Consider the following 22067-nt stretch of genomic DNA (forward strand, 5'->3'; position numbering starts at 1 on the left):
AATCATGGGCCAACCCATCACACAACACCCCTGTCACTAGAAGCGTTGCAACCACCCTCTGAACCCGCGTTCGATTTTCTGGTCGCGCCGTCGATCAACTTACAGTGCGCCCAGAAACCGGGTCGTAACGTCGATCAGGATGCAACCCGCCACCATGCCGTGGTCGAAACGTCGATCAGACTGCAGGCGGCGTAGGAGTCATGGTCGCACTGTCAACCAGAATGCACGGTCCTACTGGCCATGGTCGGAACGTCGACGGCGCTGCGGCTGTCCAATTGCCGATGGCCGGAACGTCGGTCAGATTGCGACGGTAGCTAGGATTTCCAGCATGGCTCTCGAAACGCGCGGCTCCATGTTCATGCTTCAGCGTGTTCGCGCCGACCTGGATCGTCTGACTCCAGAGCAGGCGTTGGCCGAGCAGCAGCGCGGCGCCATGTTGATCGACTTACGGACCAATACACATCGAGCCGCGAGCGCGATCATCCCCGGCTCACTGGTGATCGATCTGACCGTCTTACCCTGGCGCCTCGACCCTACGTTCGAGTACCGCATTCCCGAAGCGACGGATTGGGACAACCGTTACATTCTGTTCTGCCGTCACGGATATTCCTCATCCCTAGCTGCATGGAATCTCAGGCAGCTGGGACTGTCCCGCGCCACCGACTTAGTGGGCGGTTTTGACGCATGGGTGGAAGCCGGACTTCCCACCACGACTGGCCCTGCTGACGAACGGCCCTAGATGTACTCAGTCAGTAGGTTGGTTGCACCTGCTGATGGGTGGGTTGCCTCCAAGGCTGCCGTGTGGCCGGTGGTTGTTGTAAAAGTTTAGCCATGGCTGCAGGGCGTCGGTTCTTGCTTGGTTTGAAGCGAATGGCTGGCGGTAGGCCCAGCCTTCTTGGAGGGTGCGGTTGAAGCGTTCTGCTTTGCCGTTCTGCCAGGGGTGGCGGGGTTTGGTCAGTATGTGTTTGGCATCGAGCTGTGCCAGGGCGCTTTGGAAGTCGCGGGAGAGCCGGTAGGCGAAGGCATTGTCGGTCATGACCCGTTTGACCGGTGCGCCTTGGGCTGCCATGGCTTCTGCCGCTCGGGTAAGGAACCCGGCGCACGTGGGGCCTTTCTCATCGGGTAGGACCTCGGCGTAAGCCAGCCGGGAATGGTCATCGACAGCGACGTGGACATAGTCAAAACCGACCCTTGTGTGGCTTGCTGCATGGTTGCGGGCGGATTGGTTCGGGTCTGCCCGCCACCCGCCACCGTCGGGAATCCTGCCGAGTTTCTTGACGTCGATATGGATCATGTCTCCGGGAGCGTCGCGCTCGTACCGGCGGTCCGTGGCACGGGATGCCCGAATCCGTGCCCCGGTCACCGGGTCAAGCTCCCACAGCCTGGGCATGCCGGCCCGGGCGAGGATCCGCGAGACCGTCCTGGGACTGACACCGCATCGCACCGCCAGGTCCGTTGGCCCTTCACGGTGCTCCATCCGCTGGCTGAGGACCTCGGCAACGACCTTGGCCGGGGTCGCGTGCGGGCATGACTTTGGCTTGGAACTGTGGTCCTCAAGGCCGTCCCACCCGTGGACGCGGAACCGGCTGAGCCACCGATGCGCGCACGTGCGGGAGACACCCATTTCCTTGGCCACATGAGCGACAGGACGGCCGGCGAGGACACGCTCGATCAGGATCCGCCTACCGTACGGAGTCAGGCGGGCATTACGGTGGGACATGAGGACCCCTTAGTTGTTGGCTGTGTGTGGTAACCACCAACCTAAGAGGTCCTCACCTATTCACGATGTAAACAACGTCCTGACCCAGTACACCTAGATCTCGGGCTCCGACTCCCCGAGCCAGATAGAGGCGCATTAACCCTGTCCACTGACCCTGGCAGCAAGAAACAGTCCCAAAAACTATTACACCCATGTACTAATTTGTAGTAACGTGGATCACGATCCGGATCTGACTTACTGGACGGTCCTGTGACGCCGACCGCATCCGGGCGGGTCACCTCCCCTAAACTTTCAATCAGCAGAGCCGCACGCAACGACGCGCGCCGTCACGTACCTCGAGGAGACAGGCATGCAGTTTCACCAGTACGGATATGTTTCCGAGGACCCGCGGATTGCAACCCCACGGGGCTACGGCATCGACCGCCCGGAAGACCTTCCGGATGAGATGGACGTTCTGATCGTCGGAACCGGACCGGCGGGCGTGATCGCCGCTGCCCAGTTGACCCAGTACCCGGACGTGAACACTCGCATCATCGAACGTCGCCCCGGCCGTCTCGAGATTGGCCAGGCTGACGGTATTCAGGCTCGCAGTGTGGAGACCTTCCAGTCCTTCGGCTTCGCCGAGCGCATCACCCAGGAAGCCTTCCACCTGACCGAGATGTGCTTCTGGAATCCGGACCCCGAAAATCCGGAGAACATCGTGCGCACCGGTCGGCCCTCGGATGACCCGCATGGTGTTTCCGAGTTTCCGCACCTGATCGTGAACCAGGCCCGGGTGCTCGATTACTTCTTGGAGGCCGCTGCTGACGGTCCCGCCAAGATCAAGCCCAACTACGGCGTCGAGTTCGGTGGCCTGGAAATCGATCAGGACGCCGAGTACCCCGTGTCCGTCACGGTTCGCTACGTCGCCGGCGAGCGCCAGGGCGAGGAGCGCACCATTCGCGCCAAGTACGTCTTCGGTTGCGACGGCGCTGGCTCGGGTGTGCGCAAGGCCATCGGTCGCAAGCTCGAAGGCAAGGGTGCCAACCACGCCTGGGGCGTGATGGACGTTCTCGCCAACACCGATTTCCCGGACATCCGCACCAAGTGTGCGATCAACTCCCGCAACGGCTCGATTCTTCTGATCCCCCGAGAGGGCGGTCTGCTGTTCCGCATGTATGTGGACCTGGGCGAGGTTCCCCTTGACGACAACCGCAAGGTGCGTCAGACCCCGGTTGAAGAGATCATCAAGCGCGCCAACCAGATCATCCACCCGTACAGCGTGGACGTGAAGTCCGTGGCGTGGTCCTCGGTCTACGAGGTGGGCCACCGCCTGACCGACCACTTCGACGACGTCGACACCGAGGACCGCGGCACCCGCGTGCCCCGCGTGTTCATCGCCGGCGACGCTTGCCACACCCACTCCGCCAAGGCTGGCCAGGGCATGAACGTGTCCATGCAGGACGGCTGGAACCTGGGTTGGAAGCTCGGTGCGGTGCTCTCCGGTCGCGCCAACGAATCGCTGCTGGACACTTACTCCGAGGAACGTCAGGTCATCGCCAAGAACTTGATCGACTTCGACCGCGAATGGTCCACTCTCATGGCCACCCCGCAGGACAAGTTGCCGGACCCCAAGTACCTGGAGGACTTCTACGTCAAGACGGCGGAATTCCCGGCCGGGTTCATGACCGAATACCAGCCGTCCCTGATCACCGCGGGCACCGAGCACCAGGATCTGGCCGCCGGTTTCCCGGTGGGCAAGCGCTTCAAGTCCGCTCGCGTCATGCGCGTGTGTGACGCATACGCGTTGCACCAGGGTCACCAGGCCACCGCGGACGGTCGCTGGCGCATCCACGTGTACGCGGACCGCGCCGCGGCAGGTGAGGAATCGGCGACGTCGCGCTTTGCCGAGTGGCTGCAGAACGACCCCAAGTCCCCGCTGGTCGCCTACCGCCGCGATGGCGACGACGACGCCACCCTCTTCGACGTGGACGTCACCTACCAGCAGCAGTACACGGACATGGATGTCACCCAGGTGCCTCGGGTCTTCCGCCCGCAGATCGGCCCGCTGGAGTTGAACTACTGGGAGCGCGTCTACGCCACGTTGCCGGACGAGGACATCTATGACGAGCGCCAGATCAGCCGTGACGGTGCCATCGTGGTCGTTCGCCCGGACCACTACGTGGCCGCCGTGCTGCCCCTCGACGCGACCGACGAGCTGAGCTCCTTCTTCGAGGGAGTCCTCACCCGCAACGCCTAACCACGGCGCCGTGACGATCGCGTCATAGAACAGTGGCCCTGACCCGGTACCGGATCAGGGCCACTGTTCTATCTGCTGCCAATTACTTGGCGATCACCACGCTGGCCTCCGGGGTGTTCACCTTCACGGTGAACGATTCGGTCAGGTACAGCTCAACCGTTTCGGAGTCGTGGGAGAGGTAACCGATGGAGGTGTCCCGACCCAGGTGCAACTCGAAGTCTCCACCGCGCTCGGACAGCAGCACGGCGTCGTCGAGAGCGGGAGCCCAAATGATCTTGCCGTCGTTGGCAAGGATGCGGTCGATGTGGTCGAGGATCGGGTACCCGTGATCGGTGGTCTCGGTGACCTCGGTGTAGACGTCGGCCGGGAGCAGCAAGTTGAACGGGCCGCTCACACCTGCCAGGCGCAGCTCGGTCTTGGCGCGTGCCACCAGATCGGGGAACTCACGGATGTCCTGGGGGATGCTCAGCCGTTCGTTGTCGCTGGCGTCGATGATTCCCTGCAATCCGATCTCGGAGGCTCCGTAAAACACGGTACGGTCCTCAGCGTTTGCCAAGGCAACCGCGGCGTCCTTGACGGGCTGCCAATCCGAGTCGCTGGAGCCGCGTTCCACGTTGTCCACGTCGATGCGCTTCACACGGAAGGGAACGCGCAGTTCCACCACCGGCAGCGACTCGCGCTTGAGGGCTTTCACGCCCTCCACCTGGGTCTGCACCGAGGTGACGTGACCGGTGGCCAAGGCACCGAAGGCGGGGCCGGCGGGGTCCGGCATGTCCACGGTGCGGCGGGCGGCCAGGCGGCCCTTGAAGGTCCGGCGGGCTTCGTCCTCGATTTCATCCCAAGCTTCTGATGAGACAGGTGCTAGGTCGCGATGAAGGTTGTTCATGATCCGTCCTTACTTGTGGGAGTTCTTGAGGCTGCCGATGCGCAGTGATTCGTGGGACTCGTTGGTGTCCTCCGACTCCGAGGATGTGTCCTCTTGATCGGAGGCTTCCGAGTCGCTCTCAACGGTTGTGGGGTCGTCCAGGAAGCTGACGGGCGGGGCGAAGAACAGCGCGCCGGTCTCCGCCGTGGAGAAATCGAGGATCCGGTCGTAGTTGCCGCGCGGGTTGCCCAGGAACATGTGCTCGAGCATGGTCTCCGTGACTTCCGGATCGGCCGCGTAGCCAATGAAGTAGGTCCCGAATTCCTTGGTGCCAATGGTTCCGAACGGCATGTTGTCGCGGATGATCTTGCGTTCCTTGCCGTCCACCGGGTCCAGGTCGTTGAGGGCCACGTGGGAGTTGGTGGGCTTGACGTCGTCATCGAGCTCGATATCGGCCAGCTTGGTCCGCCCGATCACGCGCTCTTGTTCCTCCACGGACAGCGCGTTCCACTCGTCGAGGGGGTGCATGTACTTCTGGACCAGCACGTAGCTGCCCCCGGCATAATTCGGGTCTTCCTCCGGGCTCACCACGGCCGCCGTCACCGCAGCCTTGCCCTCCGGATTTTCGGTCCCGTCCACGAAACCCAGCAGGTCTCGCTCGTCGAAGTACTTGAAGCCGTGGGTCTCGTCGACCACGGTGGTGTACGGGCCCAGCTTGTTCATCAGCTGGTTGGCGAGTTCGAAACACAGATCCTGAGTGCGCGCCCGCAAGTGAATCAACAGATCACCCGGGGTGGAGACCGCGGTGTGCTTGTCGCCCTTGATCTCCTTGAACTCGTGCAAGTGCTTGGGCATCGGAGCGTCGAAAAGGCGCGGCCAGGCCCGGGCACCCACGCCCACCACGCAGATCAGATCACCGTCCGGCACCCTGAAGGACACGGCGCGGCCCAATGCGGAAACATCGGTCAAGATGTCCGCGACCTTCTCCTCCGCAGATTCATTGATGGTCAGCGTGAGAAAAATCGCTGCCTTGGCGGGGTCGGACAGAATCTGCTGCGTAGGCACATGCGCTCCTTGGAAACGGTGCGGAAGGTATTCGGACTGCCGTTCTACCTTTCACACTATCGCCGCGGATGAGGCGGCGCGAGGGTTTTACAGTGAACGAAACTCGTCCACGATCTCCGCGGCAGGCCGCAGCTGGCAGGCTGCAAATCCCGTTCCCGCCCACAGATTCAAACCTTCCGGATTATCCGCCGACGCCGCTCGCAGCGGCGCCGTCATGTAGTGCACTTGCGGGTACCCGACCACTTGAACCGCCGCCATGCGTTCGGTGAACCGGTTGCTCAGCGCCCGCGCCGCGCGCCCCGAGAACGCCCGCGTGACCACGGTGTCCCGGTACTGACCGCTGAGCAGTGCGTCCTTCTGGGCTTCTTTGGTACCGGCTTCCTCCGCCGTGAGAAACAAGGTTCCCACCTGGACCGCAGAGGCACCGGCATCGAAGTGGTTCTGTGCGATGTCAGCGCCGGTCACTCCCCCGGCCGCGATCACGGGCTTATCCGTGTATTCACGCGCCAGAGTGACCAGTTCATGGGTGCTGCTTTCGGACGGTTCCTTGGCCTGCCCGTGAGTGGCCCGGTGGCCTCCCGCTTCGGCCCCCTGCACCACAATGGCATCCGGGTTCAGGGCATCAGCCGCACTGATCTCCTCCGGATCCGTTGCATTGAGGACTATCTCGGTGCCCACGGACCGCAAGCGAGCGACGTCGTCGGCGCTGGGCAGACCGAACGTGAACGAAACGAGCGGGACCGGGTTGGCCACGAGGTAGTCGACCTTGGCAGCGTAGTGGTCGTCGCTGAACGGGCCCGGCTCGGGTGCCGCGAGGCCGAGCTCCAAGGCCATGGACGCGAGGGCGGCTGCATAGGCGGCGAGTCTGCCTGGGTCGGACGGGTCCGACTCGGGGACGAACAGGTTCACGCCAAAGTTGAGGGTGCCTGCGCGGACGTCGTCGATCTCGGCGGCCATCGCCTCGACCGTTTTGTAACCGGCGGCGAGCATGCCCAGCCCGCCGGCCTGAGACACCGCGACCGCGAGCGCCGCGTTGGACGGCCCGCCCGCCATGGGTGCCTGGATGAGCGGGACGGTAAGGGCCTCGAGCGTGTTGGTCACGGTGTCTCCCTAAGATGGTCGGGTGTCTGAATCCAACCCTGCCACCGACCGGTCGCGTACGCCATCAGTTACTTCCGACGACGCCGCTCGCGACCTTCCTGCCGATCGTCCCGTCATCAAGGTGACCGGAGTGGTGCTACGCCGTGCGAATGGTGACGTGCTGACCGTACGCAAGCGCAATACCGGGATGTTCATGTTTCCCGGAGGCAAACCCGAGGCGGGCGAGACCCCCTTGGACACTGCCATTCGCGAGGTGGAAGAGGAACTGGGCCTGGCGCTGGCCCCGGAGGACCTGGTTCCCGTGGGCGAATGGATGACCGACGCCGCCAACGAACCCGGGCATGGCCTGCACAGTCATGTGTTCATGGGGCTCAATCTGCTGGCTGAGACGCCCGTCCCGGCGCGTGAGATTGCAGAGCTTCGGTGGCAGCCTGTAGACGGCGTGGAGGATGTTGCGGATCTCGCTCCCCTGGCCCGTTGGTATGCGATTCCGGCAGTGCGAGAGCTGTAGCGATTAGCGGCCCTCTTGCGCGAAGCAGTAATCGGGGTTTGAATCGCCTCAGCGAGGGAAGGCTCGATGGCCATGACCAAATCCCAGAACATCCATTTGTGGGGGCTGATGCGCGCCGAACGCGAGGCGTTGGCGGAACACCTCTCAACTCTGACTCCCGAACAGTGGCGGCACAGCACACTGTGTGGGCGGTGGGATGTCGAGGAGGTCGTTGCACACCTCGTTGCGGTCGCCAGCATGAACCAGTTGCGGTGGCTGCGCAGCATGATCGGCGCACGATTCCGTGTCGATGTGCACAACCAACGACGCATTGAAGAGTATCGAGGCCGAACTCCGAATGAGACGCTCGATCGTTTCCGCCAGCTCGTTGGCAGCACCACGACCCCTTCCTCCGATGTCCCCGCCTATCTCGGTGAGGTGCTCGTACACGCACAGGACATCCGGCGGCCCTTGGGTATGTCGCGGACACCCAGCGTGGAGGCACTAATCCCTGTTGCAGAGTTTTTCGCCTCACGGGACTTCGCGGTCAACAGCCACCGGCTAGTGAGGGGCTTGTCCTTGAGGGCGACTGATGGGCCGTTTAACACGGGGACCGGTCCGATGGTCAGCGGACCCCTGCTCGCCCTGGTGATGACCATGGCTGGTCGAGCCCTGTACCTGGAGGAGCTTGAGGGCCCGGGAGTCTCAATACTGCGAGCTCGTATGGAGGGAACCGGTGGCTAGACCTTAGGCTCTGAGCTTTTTGGTGCGCGGTGCCGCTTGCCGATGACAAAGCTGCCAACGCCTACGAAAACGGCAATCAGGAACGGCGTTAGCCAAGTATTCCATTCCGCAACCAGCTGGGGCCAGGGTCCGATGAAGGCGAGTAATGCAGCGAGACCCCGAATGGCGAAAGTTGCCAGAAGGACGATAAGGAGAACCTCGCCAAGAGTTCGCGGGGGCCTGACCGCTTGGAGGTCGCCCGGCGTGGCATCCGCATCCACTTTGCCCTGCTCCCGCAGTCGCTGAAAACGGCGTTGTCGGAGAATAACGGCACTCGACCCATTAACAATTCCTATGAATATCGCCAGGACGATGTTGTAAAGAGTTACATCACCAGGCCCATCCAGCTGATTGAGGAACGACAGGAATCCCAGGCCAAACATTGAAACGAGGAAACCCCAGGCCAAGGCTCGCGGAACGGTGCTCGCATTAAGTATGTCGCCCATAATCTTCGCCCCCCGTGATGAAGTATTCACCTTCTTGAACGCCGACGGCGCCCTGCCTCAAGCGGGCTAGCCCTACGCCCGTGATTGCAGGATCGTCAGCAGACCGACCGGTAGGTAGATCGTCGCACGTGCCTTGCCTGAGGGATAGAGGCGGAGGGCTTCGACTCTAAACGGCGCGAAGGGAGCGCCTCATTCAAGGGTCAATGGGTTGCGGCCGGATCGTCGGATGCCCCGTGACTCCCGAGAGGTTCCGCAGTGTGGTCTTTCCTTGTTTGGAAATACGTCATGAGGCCAACGGGCGAGGTAACGACGACTGTCACGAACCAATCGCCCCAGTCCGCACTCCTTGACCACCACAACCCGGCCATTGACAGCAAAGTAATGATCCCCTGGACGACGAAGGTCATCAGAAGGATGTAGACCAGCAGCCTGGGGATGGTCGAGGGCGACCCACCGATGGGCAGCTCAGAACCGTCGGAGTCAGGATCAAGACGTCCCTGCGCCTTGAGGGACATAATGTGCTGATCACGGAAGAGATACCCCGTAAGACCGGCGGTGAACCCGCCCAAAGCGAAGTACGCAAGGGTGTTGGGTGACGCCCGCTCAGCATCACCCACGATCAGGTTATAGAGCGACGTCACGCCCAAAGCGAAGAACATAAGGATGAACCCGAGGAAGATCGCTCGGGGGATGGTCGTGACATTGAAAAAACCACTCATAGGTTCTCCTCCTTGGGGATTCTCCCTTGGGTCTCAAGATTTCGGATGCGAACCCCACGGCCGAAATACCCGACGGACGCCACGACCGCGCCTTGCACGAAAAACCACACAACGTGAAGCAGGCTGACTGTTCCGACATCAAAGACAACGGAAACGGCTGTCGCAAATCCGAGCATGATGAGCGCCAGAGTCACAGCCGATAGCACAGCCCGCCAGGGCGAATGAGGAAAATATGGGTCTGCGGCCTGGATGATCGCATTCCTGGATTTCTCATCCGCGCCGTTCACGGACTTCGTGTCTATGCCAGTGACCATCACACAGGCTCCTTTCGTGCATTGCCGCCCGTGTATATGCCCCAGGTCGTTATAGCCGCCATCACGAAACACATCACCAGGGTGAAGCCCGTAGTGGCCTCGAAGAGCCCGACGTGAGTGATGAGGTTGAGAAGTCCGAACAGCGCAAGCGCGATGGATACACCGACCCCGACCACATACAGGTTCGATGGGGGCAGAGGGAATGAACGATTGCCTACCTCAAGCCCCCCGGCTTCTGCCTTCAAAACCCGCTTCTCGTGCCAGACTTTGATTCTTTGTCGGCGGATACCCCTTCCGAGTATCGCGCCGATGGCACCACCCACTGCAGGCCCGATGGCGACGAAGAAGACCAAGGTCGCCTGAACCCCAGGCGAGAGCAACTGGACAAGACCAAAGGCACCTAGCGTGAAGAAGTACAACCATGCCGCGTATGCAACCGCTCGACCCGCGGTCCACGGATACCACCAGTCCAGCTCAATGACCTGTTCGTCGGTGAGCGTCACGACTTCTCGTTGCTCTGGCACTGCGGTCGACATCTAAAACACCTTCTCGTGACTCGTCACGTTCTGGGCATTCCACCGTTTCATCCCTGACCGCCCACTTCAACTAACCAAATGGCCAGTTTTCTTGCCTACCAGGTAGGCCATCAGACCCACAGCGGTAACAACCGAGAGTGTGAAGGCCCAACTGGCCCAACCAGTTCCGCTCGACCATTGACTGAGCCACGCTCGTAGAACAAAGCGTTCACTGACGGCCCTCTTTATTAGTGCTTCTACCCAGGTATGAGAACCACATCAGTAGTGCCGCAGGAATGAAACACATGGCGAAGATGAACCAGTTCAGCGGGCCGGAAATGCCCAAATGGTTCATCAGGCTCAGAAAGCCGAAGAGGGCGAATCCGATCGACACTGCGTAACAAATCAATGCCCATGTGGGCGTTACAGGCTCCGCTGGTTTTGACCCAACGTCTGCGACCTGGTTTTTCCTCTTCGGCGTTTGCTTGGTTAGGCGGCCGCGGACCCTGTCACGACGATTACCCCGTGAAAAGTACAGGCCTATAGCGCTGGCCAAGGCGGCAGGAACGATGCCCCAATAGTTCAGACCGTCTCGAAGCAGCGAAAATTGCATTTCAATTGCCGTAACGGCACCTATCGCGACAAGGTACACCCAGGCCGCATACACGACTGCTCGCCCCACCGTATGTGGATACCATCGGTCCTGCTCGATGACCTGCTCGTCAGTGAGCTTCGGGACATTTCGATGCTCGGGCAATGCGGTAGACATCTGAAACACCTTCTCGTGACTCGTCACGTTCTAGGCATTCCACCGTGTCATTCCTGCCGGACCCATTCAATGGCCATATGGCCAGTTCTAGTCAAACAGGTCTAGGTTTTCCGCATCACCGTGGCGGCATCGACGTCGATATCCCCTTGAGATTCCGCGGCATCCGGCGCTGAACTCGACGTAATACCCAGCTCTTCCAAATCAATGGTCCGCAATTGCCCGTTCGTGTCGTTGACCGGCGCCCGAAGCAGCGTTGCCGTCGCCCAACCATGGGTCAGCAGGTAGTGGTCGCTGTCCGGTTCTTCCCGCCCGGTCTCGGCACTATAGGTCACTGCAATGTGCGTGTCGTCGCCACGATGGATCTGGGCTTGGACCGCACCGAAGGATGCCAGATCGGCAGGCTTGAGACCCCTGAGACGGTCGGGGGCGACGTCGGGAACGTTGATGTTCAAGATCCTGCCGTCGAATTCGCGCGACTCCCAACGTTCAAGCGCGAACTTGGTGACCAGCAGCGCAGTGTCCCAGTGCTGCGGTTGTCCGGACGTGATTGAGACCGCGATCCCCGGAATTCCGTGCGACGCCGCCGTCAGCACAGCTCCCACCGTGCCAGAATGCAGTGTGGCCTTGCCGGTATTCGCGCCCAGGTTCACACCCGAGAGCACCATGTCCGGAACTTCGCCGAACGCCCCGTAAGAGGCCAGAAACGCGATCAGAGCCGGTGCGGCCTTCACACCCACGCACTCGACACCCGCGGGCATGTTGGGCGGATCGGCGTCAACGAGCGCGATCTTGCCGTCAATCTCCTCGCCGGACAGGGACGCGCTGGCACCCGAGTACTCCTCGGCGGGTGCGGCGACCTTGACCTCGTGCCCTCGGTCCAGCGCCGCCTGGGCCAGAACGGCGAGTCCCGCGGAAGCTATCCCGTCATCGTTGGTCACAAGGATGCGCATGGCCCCATGCTTCCATGCCACCCGCCCGCTCACCAGAGCCGAGCATGTTTAGGTCAGCTTCCGGACGGTGATCTGCCGTGCGAATTTCTCGATGGTCGTGCGATTACCCGTGCCTAAACCCCGCCGCGCCACATTGAGTGCACCGGCAGAAGCACCCAGCGCCACGGCGTCGACCAGGTCGAGCCCTCGCGCGAGACCCACGGAAATCCCGGCCGTCATCGAGTCCCCCGCGCCCCGGTGGTCCAACGGGGTGATCGACGGCGCGGACACCTCCCGCACCGAGTTCTTCTCGACCAACAGGGCGGGGTCCTTCGCGCGCGAGATGACGACGGCGCCCGCCCCGCGTTCCAGCAACATTTTGCCGGCCTCGGTGAGAGACTCGGCGGTTTCGTCCTCCACGATCTCGAGGTCCATGATCTCCTCGTGGCTGATCTTGAGAACATCTACGCCCGCGTCGACACTGGCCAAAGCGGGTTTTCCGCTCAGGTCCGCGACCACGGGTGTGCCGGCGTCGCGGGTATCGCGAATGAGCCGACCAAAGAAGGACGACGGAATCACGTCCGCCGGCTCCGCACCCGTGACCACCAGAACATCCGAGGCCAACGCATCCACGAAGGCAGTACCGTACAGGTCATCCAACTCATGACGGGACAGCTCCGGCGGCGGCATGTGCGCCTGGGTCTCCCGATCTTCACCGCGCAAGTCGTAGACATAACCACCATTGCCGTAGCTGTAGCGCACGGCGTTGACCTGCATACCCATGCCGTCGAGCATGGTGCGGATCAGCGACCCCAACTCTCCGCCGAAGGGTCCGTTGATGGAAATTTCGGCCCCGAGCGACCCGGCCATACGGGCCACCCACAGCCCCTGCCCGCCCGGATGCAGATGAACATCCGACTCGTGGTCACTGCGATTGCGGTAGGCAGCGGGCTCGGTCATCTCCACCACCAACAACGGGGTGGGAACCAAAATCGATACGCGGGGCTTGTTCCCGGTAGGCGTCGGAGTCATGGCCGAAAACTACTACGAGTTAGGCCCTGGTGAACAGTAGGCATCGGTGTCACCATGGGGGGATGAACGCCATCGCACCCGTACGCATCCTGGAAGGCCAAGCCGCCAGCGATCACACGCAGAAAGTGCTGACCGCGTACTTCAGCGAACTCGATCACCGCATCGACGGCGGTTTCGATCCTGACCTCACCGAAAGCACCTCACCGGAGCAGGTCACGCCACCCAACGGCGATTTCTTTCTCATGACGGAACTGATCTCCGGCGAGGTCATTGCGTGCGGCGCGGTCCGCAAGCTCGACGACACGACCGCCGAACTCCGGCGCATCTGGGTCACGCCCGATCACCGCGGCAAGGGTCATGCCCGCACACTCGTTCGCTCGTTGGAGAACAAGGTTCGTGCGCTGGGTGCCCACACCGCCGTGGTCTCCCTTAACGAAGAGATGGTCGAGGGCATCGCCATGTTCCGCAAGCGCGGCTACGAACCCGTGGAACCCTTCCACGAGAACACCACGGCCACCGTGTTCCTGGGCCGGAAACTCTAGCTGCGGGATTCCTTGGTCTTTTTCTGGTTGGCCTTGTCGATGGCATCAACCAGCTCGTCCTTGGTCATGTCCGAGCGGCCCTCGATGTCCAATTCCTGAGCGATCTCGTACAGGTGGTCCTTGCTGGCATTGGCGTCGACGCCGCCCGCGGACTCTTCCTTGTTGAGCCCACCTTTTTCGGCACGATCGTCCGAGGGTCCGCTCTCGTCCTTGGGCTCCCAGTGGTCCCCCACCTTCTCGTGGGTGTGCTTCACCGCTGACCACGCGGTGCGTGCCGCCCGCGATGAGCTGTCGTACTCGTCCTTGGCGGAGTCATAGGTCTGCGCGAACGTGTCCTGGGCCTTCTCATCCGAACGTTGCAGAGTAGACGGAATTTCGTCCTGAATCGCGCGACCGTCCTTGTTTGCCTTGGGCATGATCTGCTTCCTCTCGCGAGACACCGATAGGTAGTGTGCTGGCAATTTTACGCGCGGCCAGGATGGCTCGCTCGCTCAACAGGGCGGCCCAAGTCTTACTACCTTCGTGAAGCCATTGAGGAGTCACTTCCACGTATTGAAGAGACCTATCGAATCGCAGCGCTCGTAGAGCGTGTTCACTCTGGTGAGGAACCTATCTTCGACTTGGAGGATGTGGTGAAGGACCTTGGCCTGGACGATTAAGATCACGGCAACGGCCAAGAAGCAGTTGGGGAAGCTCGACAAGACCATCGCAAAGCGCATCGTCCAAAAAATCGCTCAGGTCGGTGAACTCGAAGACCCCCGAGTTCACGGGAAGGCGCTGACTAGCCCTCTGTCAGGCCTCTGGCGTTACCGCGTTGGTGATTACGGAGCCCTCGCCGAAATCCGTGACGAAGAGATCGTCATCCTGATCCTTGAAGTGGATCACCGGTCTCGGGTGTATCGCTCTCAGTAGCCAAGCGTCGGCGATCAACCACTGAAGAAGAATCTCGTCAGGTGGAAGAACACCGGCGCCGCGAAGATCAGAGAGTCCGTGCGGTCCAGGATGCCGCCGTGACCGGGGATGATTGCGCCAAAGTCTTTGATGCCGCGATCACGTTTGAGACTGCTCATCACCAGGCCGCCCACGAAGCCCATGAGGCACGCGATCAGCGACAGCAAAGCGGCTTGCCACGGCGTGAACGGGGTCAGCCACCACAGTGCGGCACCCAGGGCGGTCGCGGAGAGCACTCCCCCGATGAAGCCTTCCCACGTCTTGTTGGGGCTCACGTTCGGCGCGATCTTGTGGCGGCCCAGGGTTTTGCCCCACAGATACTGCAGCACGTCAGAGCCCTGCACCACCACGCACACGAACAGCAGGAGCGCACCGCCCTCCACGCCGCCTGAGCCCACGGGAGAACCGTCCGCCGCGGACTTGCCCTGGTTGAAGGCCACCGGCAGTTGCAGGATCGCGGGCAGATGACTTAGCGCGTACACGCACACCATGAGCCCCCATTGGCTCAGGGCCGCGCGGTGCAGGAAATGATCGGTTCTGCCAGACAGCGCCAACAGCACGGGCAGGAAAAGGAACGCGTAGACCGGGATGAAAATGGCGAACATCCCGTACCAGTGCTGGAAAACGAAAAAGTAGTGCAGTGGGGTCAGCACGGCCATGATCCAGATCAGCGCGCGGCCGTCCTTCTCGCCGGCCGGCACCAGCGCCATGAACTCCCGCAGCGCCACGAGCGAAAGCAGCATGAACAGCACGAGCATCACGGTTTCGCCGAGCGCCAGGCTCACCGCGAGCACACCCACCATGATCCACCAGGCGAAAATCCGCTGCCGTACGTTGATCAGGGTGTTCCGCAGACCCTCCTTGGTGGTGCGCCGAAACATGATCTCGGCGACCACGGTCGCCACCACCAGAAACACCCCAACGCCGATCAGCAGCCGAATCGACTGCGGACCGATCAGCCCGATCTCGGTCATGACTCAGTCTCGCTTCGTGAGTTCGCGGGCAATCCACCGCAGTCGCGTAACCACCGTGAGCGCGGAGGCTGCGGCAATGAGGATCAGCGTCACGAACAGCATCCAGCCGCGCGGCAGATTGAGCAGCGGTTCGATCATGGTGGCCAAGATCCCGACCATGAGCGTCCACATCCGCTGTTGCTTGGCCATCACGCCACCGAAGAACTGCCCCGCTCCCGCACTCACTCCCAGCGTACGCACGTAGGCGGTCAGGACGGCGAGACTTCCTACAAGCCAGCCCAGGGTCACACCGCCCTCCATCGTCGACGCCGCATAGCCGGCTCCCGCAAGCAGGGCCAGGTCCGAGATCCGGTCCGGCACCTCGTTGAACAGTTCACCGGTGGGTGTTTTCAGTCCGCCCTCCACCGCCAGCATCCCGTCGAACATGTTGCACACGAGGCGCAACGGGATGGTCACGGCGGCGATGATGAGTAGGAGGAGGCGAGCGGCGTCGTCGAAATGTGCGGAAAGCACCAGACACAGGCAACCCAGGAGCGCGAAGCCGACCGAGGCCACGGAGATGTGGTTGGGTTTCAGGCCCGCCCGCTGCAGGGCGGCCGCGATGCGCGTGGCCCAGCCGGTGGTGCGCTGCGGAATGGGGCGGCGCAGGGGGTCCGGCGCGTTGGGGGGATTGGTGCTGGAGCCCATGGATCACCTCGGGAGTGCGCGGATCGGTTGAAACCACCTTGGCACACTCGGCCGTTACCCGGGCGGACCCGGCGAGCGCCCTGTGGATTTTGACGCGCTAGGCGTGGCGAACCTCCGGGGATTCCTTGTCCCGCAGGGCGGCGGTTTCCAGCTGAATGGTGGCGTGATCGAAGGAGACCGGGAAATGCTCACGCACGCAGTCGAGCACCGTTTCCAAGATCACCGGCGCGTGACCGGAGCTGAAGCACCGGTCCTCCACGACCACGTGAGCGGACAGCACGGGCAAACCAGTCCCGATGGTGGACGCGTGGACGTCATGAACATCGCGCACGTGCTCCAGCTCCATGATGTGCTCGCGCACCTCGTTCAGGTCCACACCCTTGGGCGCGAACTCCATGAGCACACCCACGGTTTCGCGCAGCAGCCGGAAGGCGCGGGGAAGGATCAGGGCGGCAATGAACAGGCCGGCGATGGTGTCCGCGCGCTGGAACCCGGTGGTGTGGATGACGATCGCGGCGATGATCACGCCCATGGAGCCGAGGGCATCGTTGAGCACCTCGAGGAACGCCGCGCGCATGTTGAAGTTCGAGTCCCGGGCGGACGCGAGCACCGCCATCGCGGCGATGTTGGCGACCAGACCAATGACACCGAAGATCAACAGTTCAACCGAGGGGATGTTACTGGGTTCGAAGAGGCGCCGAATGCCCTCGATCGCTGCGTAGATGCCCACCCCCAGGAGCAGCACGGCTTGACCGAGCGCCGCGATCACCTCGATGCGGGCGAAGCCCCATGTGCGACTGCCACTGGGTGGGCGCAGCATCATGGTCGCCGCGATGACGGCGACCAATAGGCCCGAAGCATCCGCCGCCGCGTGGGCGGTGTCCGTGAGCAGCGCGAGACTCCCGGTGATCACACTGCCCACGGCCTGGGCAATCACGATGATTGCCGTGATACCGAAAGCAATCACCAGCCGACGGCGCATGCCCCGGTCCGCGGTCTGAGGCACGTGGGAATGGCTGTGGTCGTGACCCATGTTCGTCATCCCTCCTCGGGAACAACTTGGCCGGTGATCTTCTCGTGGCGCTCACGATGATCGCGCAGGGATCCTGCGGCGTGGGACGCGGTCATGAGCTCATCGGCCATCGCCACCAATTTCTCCAAACGCCCGGGGTCAACCAGTGAGAACCATGACGACCGCCCCTCAACGCGCACCGAGACCAGGCCGCAATCCCGAAGGCACGCCAGATGTTTGCTCACCGTGGACTGCGCAAGCTGCATGTGATCGACCATGTCTCGCACTCGATGCTCGCCCGTGGCCAGGTGTTCCAGCAGGGCCAACCGGGTTGGTTCCGCCAGAGCGTGGAAGAGCGCTGCGTAGGCGCTGCGGTCCTCGAACCACAGGGGCCCGCTCGAATGGATTTTCATCGTCATATGACGATCATATCGTCCATTAACGATGATTGTGTAGGTCCGCGCTGAACCGTCACGAGCGGGCAGAATGGGCGTCACAGCTGCTAAGCACTGCTCGACCTCGGAGGGTACATGACAGGTTCAACGGTCCGCCGAGATCATGCCGTGGCAGCGGGGTGGGGTTTTGCGGAAGCCACAGTGTTCTTCATCGTCCCGGACGTGTGGTTGTCCGCGGTGGCCATGAAGAGCCCGAAACGCGGCCTGAGGTGCGTGGCCTCCGCAACCGCCGGCGCGGTGCTGGGTGGCGCAGTCACTCATCTGTGGGGTGCCAGGACAGATGCAGCGCGCTCGGCACGGGCGCTGGTCACGCTGCCCGCGGTCTCCCCAGCCATGGTGCGCCGGATCGAAGAGGACTACTCCGCCAAGGGATACACAGCTTTGCTGACGGGGCCGCTGCGGGGCACCCCGTACAAGATTTATGCGCGGACCAACGGACTATTGGGGCGGCCCCTGCCTCGGTTTTTGCTGTGGTCCGTTCCAGCGCGGGCTCCGAGATTCATCCTGGTCACCGCGGCCATTGGCGGGTTGGCCGTGCTGGGGCGAAAACTCCTGCCGGACGCTCCTGAGTGGGTCCGGTGGAGCGTCTTCGCCGCGGGTTGGATCGGCTTCTACACGTGGTTCTTCAAGAACGTGGGCCGCTAAAGCTGGCCTGGATGCGCAAAGCCGACCGAGCGGCGTCGTCAGCAAGGCGTGAATCTGGCCCCGGCCGCATCGAAACCATCTCGTAACGGCTTACGGCACGGTAACCAGTGGTTACCGTGCCGTAAGCCGTTATCAAATGGCTCTCACCGGGTGAGCCTTGGAAAAACTAGCTACCCCTCCAGGATCCAGCGAGCGATCTCCTCCACGTCCTTGCGCGCGGTGGGAGTCCACACCATGAGCGAGTAGGTGTGGGGCGCACCCTCGGTCACGATCGTGGTGGTGTCCACGCCCGCGAGCTGCAGTTCCGCCACCGTATTCATGGTGTCCGGGTAGAGGATGTCGCGGTCGCCCTGAGTAATCAGGGTGCGCGGCAGTCCCTCGAACGAGCCGTAGATCGGGCTGACCAGCGGGTCGAGCACGTCCCGCTCCCCGGCCCACCAGCGACCCGAAGCTTGCAGCCGCTTGACGCTGAGCATGTTGTCCTTGGACTCGTAGGCCGAGATTTCGGGGTTGCTGAGCGACGCGTCGACCCACGGCGCAATGAGCACCAGGCCGTTCAGCGACTCACCCTGCTCGCGCAAGCGCTGCGCCTGGGCAAGCGCCAGGCCACCGCCGGACGAATCACCCATGAAGTACACGCGCTTGCCGAGCGAACGCGCCAACTCGAGCGTTCCGTCCGCGAGCGGCTGCACCTCGTCCACGGTGTGCAGGGGCGCCAGCGCGTAGCTGGGCACCACGACCGTTGCACCGGTGTGTTTGATCAACTCGTCCAGGTAGCGCCAGTGCGTACCCAACATGGCGTTCACGTAACCGCCGCCGTGCCAGTACACGATCACGGGCGCCACGGCACCCCACGCGCGAGACTTGGGTTCAACCACGAGCACGGGTCGGCCCGCCACCATGACCTTCCGGAAGTTCACGCGTTCGTGCATGGACTTGTGCGGAGCGGCCTCGGGTTTGTCCTTACTCAGTTCCTCGCGAGCCGTTTCCTCCTCGTTCGGCATACTCGGTAGCAACGGCAACAACGCGTCCGTCGCCTTGAGCGCGGGATCCGCCTTGCGCAACTCCACTTCCGAGAACGCCATGGCCTTCACGGGGACGACGCCGCTCGCGGAGTTCCCTGCCGCAGCGTCCGTCGTAGGGGTTGAGACGGGGGCGGGAGTCGTTCCCGGCGCGGCAGCCGCACCGGCAATCGCGGAGGTGGAGGCCTGAGCCGACCCGCCATGTGCACCCGCACCGACCGCAACGGGGGCAGCCGACCCGCCGCTTACGGAACCGTCGCGATCCGAGGTGGGAGCGGCGTCGTCGCGCTGGGAACGGGAACCCGAATCCGAATTTGAACCGGAACCCACCGCGGCGGTGGCCGCACCGCCAGCGGCACCGGCGGTGGCGCCGGCGCGCACGAGGGACTCGCCCTCAACGTCCACGCGCGGCAGGATCTTGTCCAGCCAACGCGGCAGCCACCAGACCTTTTCACCCATGATCCGCATGACGGCCGGGATCAGGAACATGCGGACCACGAACGCGTCCAACAGAACGCCGACCGCCAGGGCGAAACCAATGGGTTTGATCATGGACAGGTGCGCGAAGATGAAGCCCGCGAACACGGAGATCATGATGATCGCCGCGGCCGTGACCACAGCGCGACCGGCCTTGAATCCGTACACCACGGCCTGACGCGCCGGGTGGCCGTGGACGTAGGCCTCGCGCATGCCGGAACCAAGGAATAGCTGGTAGTCCATGGCCAGACCGAACAGGATGCCGATCATCAGGGTGGGCAGGAAGCTCAGGATGGGCCCGGGATCGTGCACGCCCATCAGATCGCCACCCCAACCCCACTGGTACACCGCGACCACGGCACCCAGCGACGCCAGGACCGAGAGCAGGAAGCCCAGGGAGGCGATCACCGGAACCACGATGGAGCGGAAGACCATGAGCAACAGGAGCAGCGAGATGATGATGACCACGCCCAGGTAGAGCGGGAGCTTCTCGCCGAGTAGCTGGGAGACGTCGATGTTCGCGGCGGTCGTGCCGGCCACGCCGATTTTGACGTCCTCGCCGTTCAGCGCGTCACCGTTGAGGCCGCGCAGGTTGTTGACGAGCTCCTCGGTGGCGGCATCAGCCGGACCGGATTCCGGGATCACCTGGATGACGCCGGTGCGGTTGTCATCGGTGGTGACGCCGGGCAGCACGTTGGCCACGTCGTCCTGTTCGGCAATGCGGTCGGACACCAAGTTGATCTTCTCGGTCGCCTCGTCATCGCTGAGGCCCTCGGGCATATCGACCACGGCCACGAGCGGGCCGTTCTCGCCGGCGCCGAAGTCCTCGGCAATGCGCTGGTAGGCCTGGTACGAGGTGCTGTCCACGGCTTCGGTGGAAGCATCCGGCAGACCCAGGCGCATGTCCTGAGCCGGCAGTGCGAGCACCACCAGGACGCCCACGCTCAGCAGCGAGGTGATCCAGGGGTGGCGCAAGTGGAACGGCACGTCGTGTTCGTTGATGTGCTGCTCGTCAGGGGCGGCGTTTCGCTGCTTGCGGGGCAGCGCCTTGCGCCCGGCCAGGGAGAGCAGCGCGGGGGTCAGGGTGAGGGTGATGAGCAGGGCGATCAGCACGGCAACGCCGGCCACGGTACCCATCAGGCCCAGGAACGGAATGCCGGTGATGTTCAGCGCCACCAGTGCGACGATCACGGTCAGGGCAGCGAAGAATACGGCGGTGCCGGAGGTACCCACGGCCATGCCGATGGATTCCTTGACCTCCATACCGCGGCGCAGCTGCTGACGGTGGCGGTTCAGCACGAACAGCGAGTAGTCAATACCCACGGCCAGGCCCAGCATCACGCCGAGCATGGGGGTCACGGACATCATGTCGATCACGCCGGAGAAGGCGAGCGTCGCGGCCGTGGAAATACCCACGCCGATCAGCGCGGTCAGCACCGGCAGGATGGCCGGGACCAGGGCGCGCAGCATGACCAACAGCACGATCGCCGCGATCACCACGCCCACGATTTCCGCCGGGCCCAGCAGGGCCGAGATGTCCTGCGAGAGCTCTTGGGAGAAGTCCACGCCCACGCCGTCGACCGAGTGGTCTTCCACGGCGTTCATCACGGCTTCCTTGGCATCCGCGGTCACGGAGGTCTGGTCCACGGTGAAGTTCACGACCGAGATGGCGGAGTTGCCGTCCTCGGAGACCACGCGGTAGTCGCCCATGCGTTCCATGGCCTGCTCACCGGATTCCAGCTGAGCCTGCTGCTCCTGGATCTGCTGCGGGTTGATGCCGCGCTGCTGCAGGATCTGGTCCGCGTTGGCGCCCGGAGGCAGGTTCTCCTCCAGCTGCTGGATGGCCTGCTGGCCCTCCTCCAGCTGCTCGCGACCGTCCACGAGTTGCTGACGTCCGTCATCGAGCTGGGCCTGCGCCTCGAACGGGTTGGTGGCGCTGTCCACCTGGTCGATGCCCTCGGTCGACGCCACGGCATCGGCAATACCCTGCCGCTGTTCCTCCGTGAATTCCGAGCCGTCCTCGGTGTAGAACACCATGCGGCCGGTGCCCTGGTTGGCCTCGGGGAGCTCGTCCTGCAAACGGTCGGCGAGTCGCTGGGTTTCGGTGCCCGGAATGGTGATCGCGTTGGACAGCTGCACGCCGGAGAACGCCACCGCACCCACAGAGATGGCCAGCACGGCGATCCACGCAACAATCACCGCCCACGCGTGACGGGCCGAGCCGATGCCCAGCCGGTAGAGAAGTCGTGCCACGGAGAATCTCCTACTTGTAAGTAGCGATGGTCATGTTCAGTTACGTTCCGCGATAGCGGGTC

The 22067-nt window shown here is 62.9% G+C and carries 26 protein-coding genes; 9 read left to right on the forward strand and 17 right to left on the reverse strand.

Translation table 11 applies throughout. The features are described 5' to 3' along the window. Together ABD283_RS11450 and ABD283_RS11455 are read left to right on the forward strand one after the other, a co-directional pair. On the forward strand, positions 1-195 hold a 195-nt coding region (locus ABD283_RS11450; protein ID WP_344225152.1), incomplete at its 5' end, for a hypothetical protein. A gap of 133 nt (positions 196-328) precedes the next feature. Continuing rightward, complete coding sequence (locus ABD283_RS11455) at positions 329-739, forward strand: rhodanese-like domain-containing protein (protein ID WP_344225153.1); 411 nt, start codon at positions 329-331, stop codon at positions 737-739. 6 nt (positions 740-745) lie between these two features. On the opposite strand, the gene ABD283_RS11460 is transcribed toward ABD283_RS11455, so the two are convergent. Further along, positions 746-1720 (reverse strand): IS481 family transposase, encoded by a 975-nt coding sequence (locus ABD283_RS11460; RefSeq protein ID WP_312397582.1) that lies wholly within the window; start codon positions 1718-1720, stop codon positions 746-748. A 349-nt stretch (positions 1721-2069) separates the two neighbouring features. Here ABD283_RS11460 and ABD283_RS11465 point away from each other — a divergent pair, with 349 nt between their 5' ends. Next, positions 2070-3959 carry an FAD-binding monooxygenase gene (locus tag ABD283_RS11465; RefSeq protein ID WP_344225154.1) on the forward strand — a complete coding sequence of 630 codons (1890 nt, stop codon included), beginning with the start codon at positions 2070-2072 and terminating at the stop codon, positions 3957-3959. An 82-nt stretch (positions 3960-4041) separates the two neighbouring features. On the opposite strand, the gene ABD283_RS11470 is transcribed toward ABD283_RS11465, so the two are convergent. From ABD283_RS11470 to ABD283_RS11480, 3 genes are all read right to left on the reverse strand, one after another. After that, complete coding sequence (locus ABD283_RS11470; RefSeq protein ID WP_344225155.1) at positions 4042-4845, reverse strand: family 1 encapsulin nanocompartment shell protein; 804 nt, start codon at positions 4843-4845, stop codon at positions 4042-4044. A 9-nt stretch (positions 4846-4854) separates the two neighbouring features. Continuing rightward, positions 4855-5889 carry a Dyp-type peroxidase gene (locus ABD283_RS11475; RefSeq protein ID WP_344225156.1) on the reverse strand — a complete coding sequence of 345 codons (1035 nt, stop codon included), beginning with the start codon at positions 5887-5889 and terminating at the stop codon, positions 4855-4857. Between the two features lie 87 nt (positions 5890-5976). Beyond that, a complete protein-coding gene (locus tag ABD283_RS11480) occupies positions 5977-6990 on the reverse strand; it encodes an NAD(P)H-dependent flavin oxidoreductase (protein WP_344225157.1) in 1014 nt (337 codons plus the stop codon). Positions 6991-7012: 22 nt separating this feature from the next. Here ABD283_RS11480 and ABD283_RS11485 point away from each other — a divergent pair, with 22 nt between their 5' ends. Beyond that, complete coding sequence (locus ABD283_RS11485) at positions 7013-7501, forward strand: NUDIX hydrolase (protein WP_344225158.1); 489 nt, start codon at positions 7013-7015, stop codon at positions 7499-7501. 72 nt (positions 7502-7573) lie between these two features. Continuing rightward, positions 7574-8224 carry a maleylpyruvate isomerase family mycothiol-dependent enzyme gene (locus ABD283_RS11490; RefSeq protein WP_238663361.1) on the forward strand — a complete coding sequence of 217 codons (651 nt, stop codon included), beginning with the start codon at positions 7574-7576 and terminating at the stop codon, positions 8222-8224. Here ABD283_RS11490 and ABD283_RS11495 read toward each other — a convergent pair. The 7 genes from ABD283_RS11495 to ABD283_RS11525 form a co-directional block, all read right to left on the reverse strand. Continuing rightward, on the reverse strand, positions 8221-8739 hold the full coding sequence (locus ABD283_RS11495; protein WP_259917541.1) for a hypothetical protein: 519 nt from the start codon (positions 8737-8739) through the stop codon (positions 8221-8223). The genes ABD283_RS11490 and ABD283_RS11495 overlap by 4 nt on opposite strands. A gap of 170 nt (positions 8740-8909) precedes the next feature. Then, entirely contained in the window at positions 8910-9428 is a 519-nt protein-coding gene (locus tag ABD283_RS11500) for a hypothetical protein (RefSeq protein ID WP_344225159.1), read from the reverse strand. After that, positions 9425-9745, reverse strand: coding sequence for a hypothetical protein (locus ABD283_RS11505; protein ID WP_095797011.1), 321 nt, complete (start codon positions 9743-9745; stop codon positions 9425-9427). Before ABD283_RS11505 ends, ABD283_RS11500 begins: the two co-directional genes overlap by 4 nt. Continuing rightward, a complete protein-coding gene (locus ABD283_RS11510) occupies positions 9742-10278 on the reverse strand; it encodes a hypothetical protein (protein WP_095797012.1) in 537 nt (178 codons plus the stop codon). The genes ABD283_RS11505 and ABD283_RS11510 overlap by 4 nt, the downstream gene beginning before the upstream one ends. Before the next feature lie 208 nt (positions 10279-10486). After that, entirely contained in the window at positions 10487-11026 is a 540-nt protein-coding gene (locus tag ABD283_RS11515; RefSeq protein ID WP_259917087.1) for a hypothetical protein, read from the reverse strand. Between the two features lie 101 nt (positions 11027-11127). Next, on the reverse strand, positions 11128-11976 hold the full coding sequence (surE, locus tag ABD283_RS11520) for a 5'/3'-nucleotidase SurE (RefSeq protein ID WP_095797013.1): 849 nt from the start codon (positions 11974-11976) through the stop codon (positions 11128-11130). A gap of 48 nt (positions 11977-12024) precedes the next feature. After that, positions 12025-12987: a 1-phosphofructokinase family hexose kinase gene (locus tag ABD283_RS11525; RefSeq protein ID WP_095797014.1), complete on the reverse strand. Its 963-nt coding sequence runs from the start codon at positions 12985-12987 to the stop codon at positions 12025-12027. A 62-nt stretch (positions 12988-13049) separates the two neighbouring features. On the opposite strand from ABD283_RS11525, the gene ABD283_RS11530 reads away from it, so the two are divergent. Further along, the gene (locus ABD283_RS11530) at positions 13050-13529 is read left to right on the forward strand and encodes a GNAT family N-acetyltransferase (RefSeq protein ID WP_095797015.1); all 480 of its coding nucleotides are present in this window, start codon (positions 13050-13052) and stop codon (positions 13527-13529) included. On the opposite strand, the gene ABD283_RS11535 is transcribed toward ABD283_RS11530, so the two are convergent. Beyond that, positions 13526-13945, reverse strand: coding sequence for a ChaB family protein (locus ABD283_RS11535; protein WP_095797016.1), 420 nt, complete (start codon positions 13943-13945; stop codon positions 13526-13528). The genes ABD283_RS11530 and ABD283_RS11535 overlap by 4 nt on opposite strands. A gap of 33 nt (positions 13946-13978) precedes the next feature. On the opposite strand from ABD283_RS11535, the gene relB reads away from it, so the two are divergent. Together relB and ABD283_RS11540 are read left to right on the forward strand one after the other, a co-directional pair. Beyond that, the gene (gene relB / locus ABD283_RS14380) at positions 13979-14188 is read left to right on the forward strand and encodes a type II toxin-antitoxin system RelB family antitoxin (RefSeq protein ID WP_095797017.1); all 210 of its coding nucleotides are present in this window, start codon (positions 13979-13981) and stop codon (positions 14186-14188) included. Beyond that, positions 14172-14441 (forward strand): type II toxin-antitoxin system RelE family toxin, encoded by a 270-nt coding sequence (locus tag ABD283_RS11540; RefSeq protein ID WP_129701363.1) that lies wholly within the window; start codon positions 14172-14174, stop codon positions 14439-14441. The genes relB and ABD283_RS11540 overlap by 17 nt, the downstream gene beginning before the upstream one ends. 14 nt (positions 14442-14455) lie before the next feature. On the opposite strand, the gene ABD283_RS11545 is transcribed toward ABD283_RS11540, so the two are convergent. From ABD283_RS11545 to ABD283_RS11560, 4 genes are all read right to left on the reverse strand, one after another. Further along, positions 14456-15454 (reverse strand): phosphatidate cytidylyltransferase, encoded by a 999-nt coding sequence (locus ABD283_RS11545; protein WP_095797018.1) that lies wholly within the window; start codon positions 15452-15454, stop codon positions 14456-14458. 3 nt (positions 15455-15457) lie between these two features. Continuing rightward, positions 15458-16141, reverse strand: coding sequence for a CDP-alcohol phosphatidyltransferase family protein (locus tag ABD283_RS11550; RefSeq protein ID WP_095797019.1), 684 nt, complete (start codon positions 16139-16141; stop codon positions 15458-15460). Between the two features lie 97 nt (positions 16142-16238). Further along, the gene (locus ABD283_RS11555) at positions 16239-17174 is read right to left on the reverse strand and encodes a cation diffusion facilitator family transporter (protein ID WP_095797272.1); all 936 of its coding nucleotides are present in this window, start codon (positions 17172-17174) and stop codon (positions 16239-16241) included. Between the two features lie 5 nt (positions 17175-17179). Next, positions 17180-17572, reverse strand: a complete 393-nt coding sequence (locus ABD283_RS11560; RefSeq protein ID WP_095797020.1) for an ArsR/SmtB family transcription factor — start codon at positions 17570-17572, stop codon at positions 17180-17182. Between the two features lie 111 nt (positions 17573-17683). Between ABD283_RS11560 and ABD283_RS11565 the strand changes: the two genes are divergently transcribed. Continuing rightward, positions 17684-18253, forward strand: a complete 570-nt coding sequence (locus ABD283_RS11565; RefSeq protein ID WP_095797021.1) for a YqaA family protein — start codon at positions 17684-17686, stop codon at positions 18251-18253. Positions 18254-18423: 170 nt separating this feature from the next. On the opposite strand, the gene ABD283_RS11570 is transcribed toward ABD283_RS11565, so the two are convergent. Further along, positions 18424-22005 carry an MMPL family transporter gene (locus ABD283_RS11570; protein ID WP_344225160.1) on the reverse strand — a complete coding sequence of 1194 codons (3582 nt, stop codon included), beginning with the start codon at positions 22003-22005 and terminating at the stop codon, positions 18424-18426. Between the last annotated feature and the right edge of the window lie 62 nt (positions 22006-22067).

This window comes from Kocuria atrinae (genome assembly GCF_039531425.1).
GTDB lineage: Bacteria > Actinomycetota > Actinomycetes > Actinomycetales > Micrococcaceae > Kocuria > Kocuria atrinae.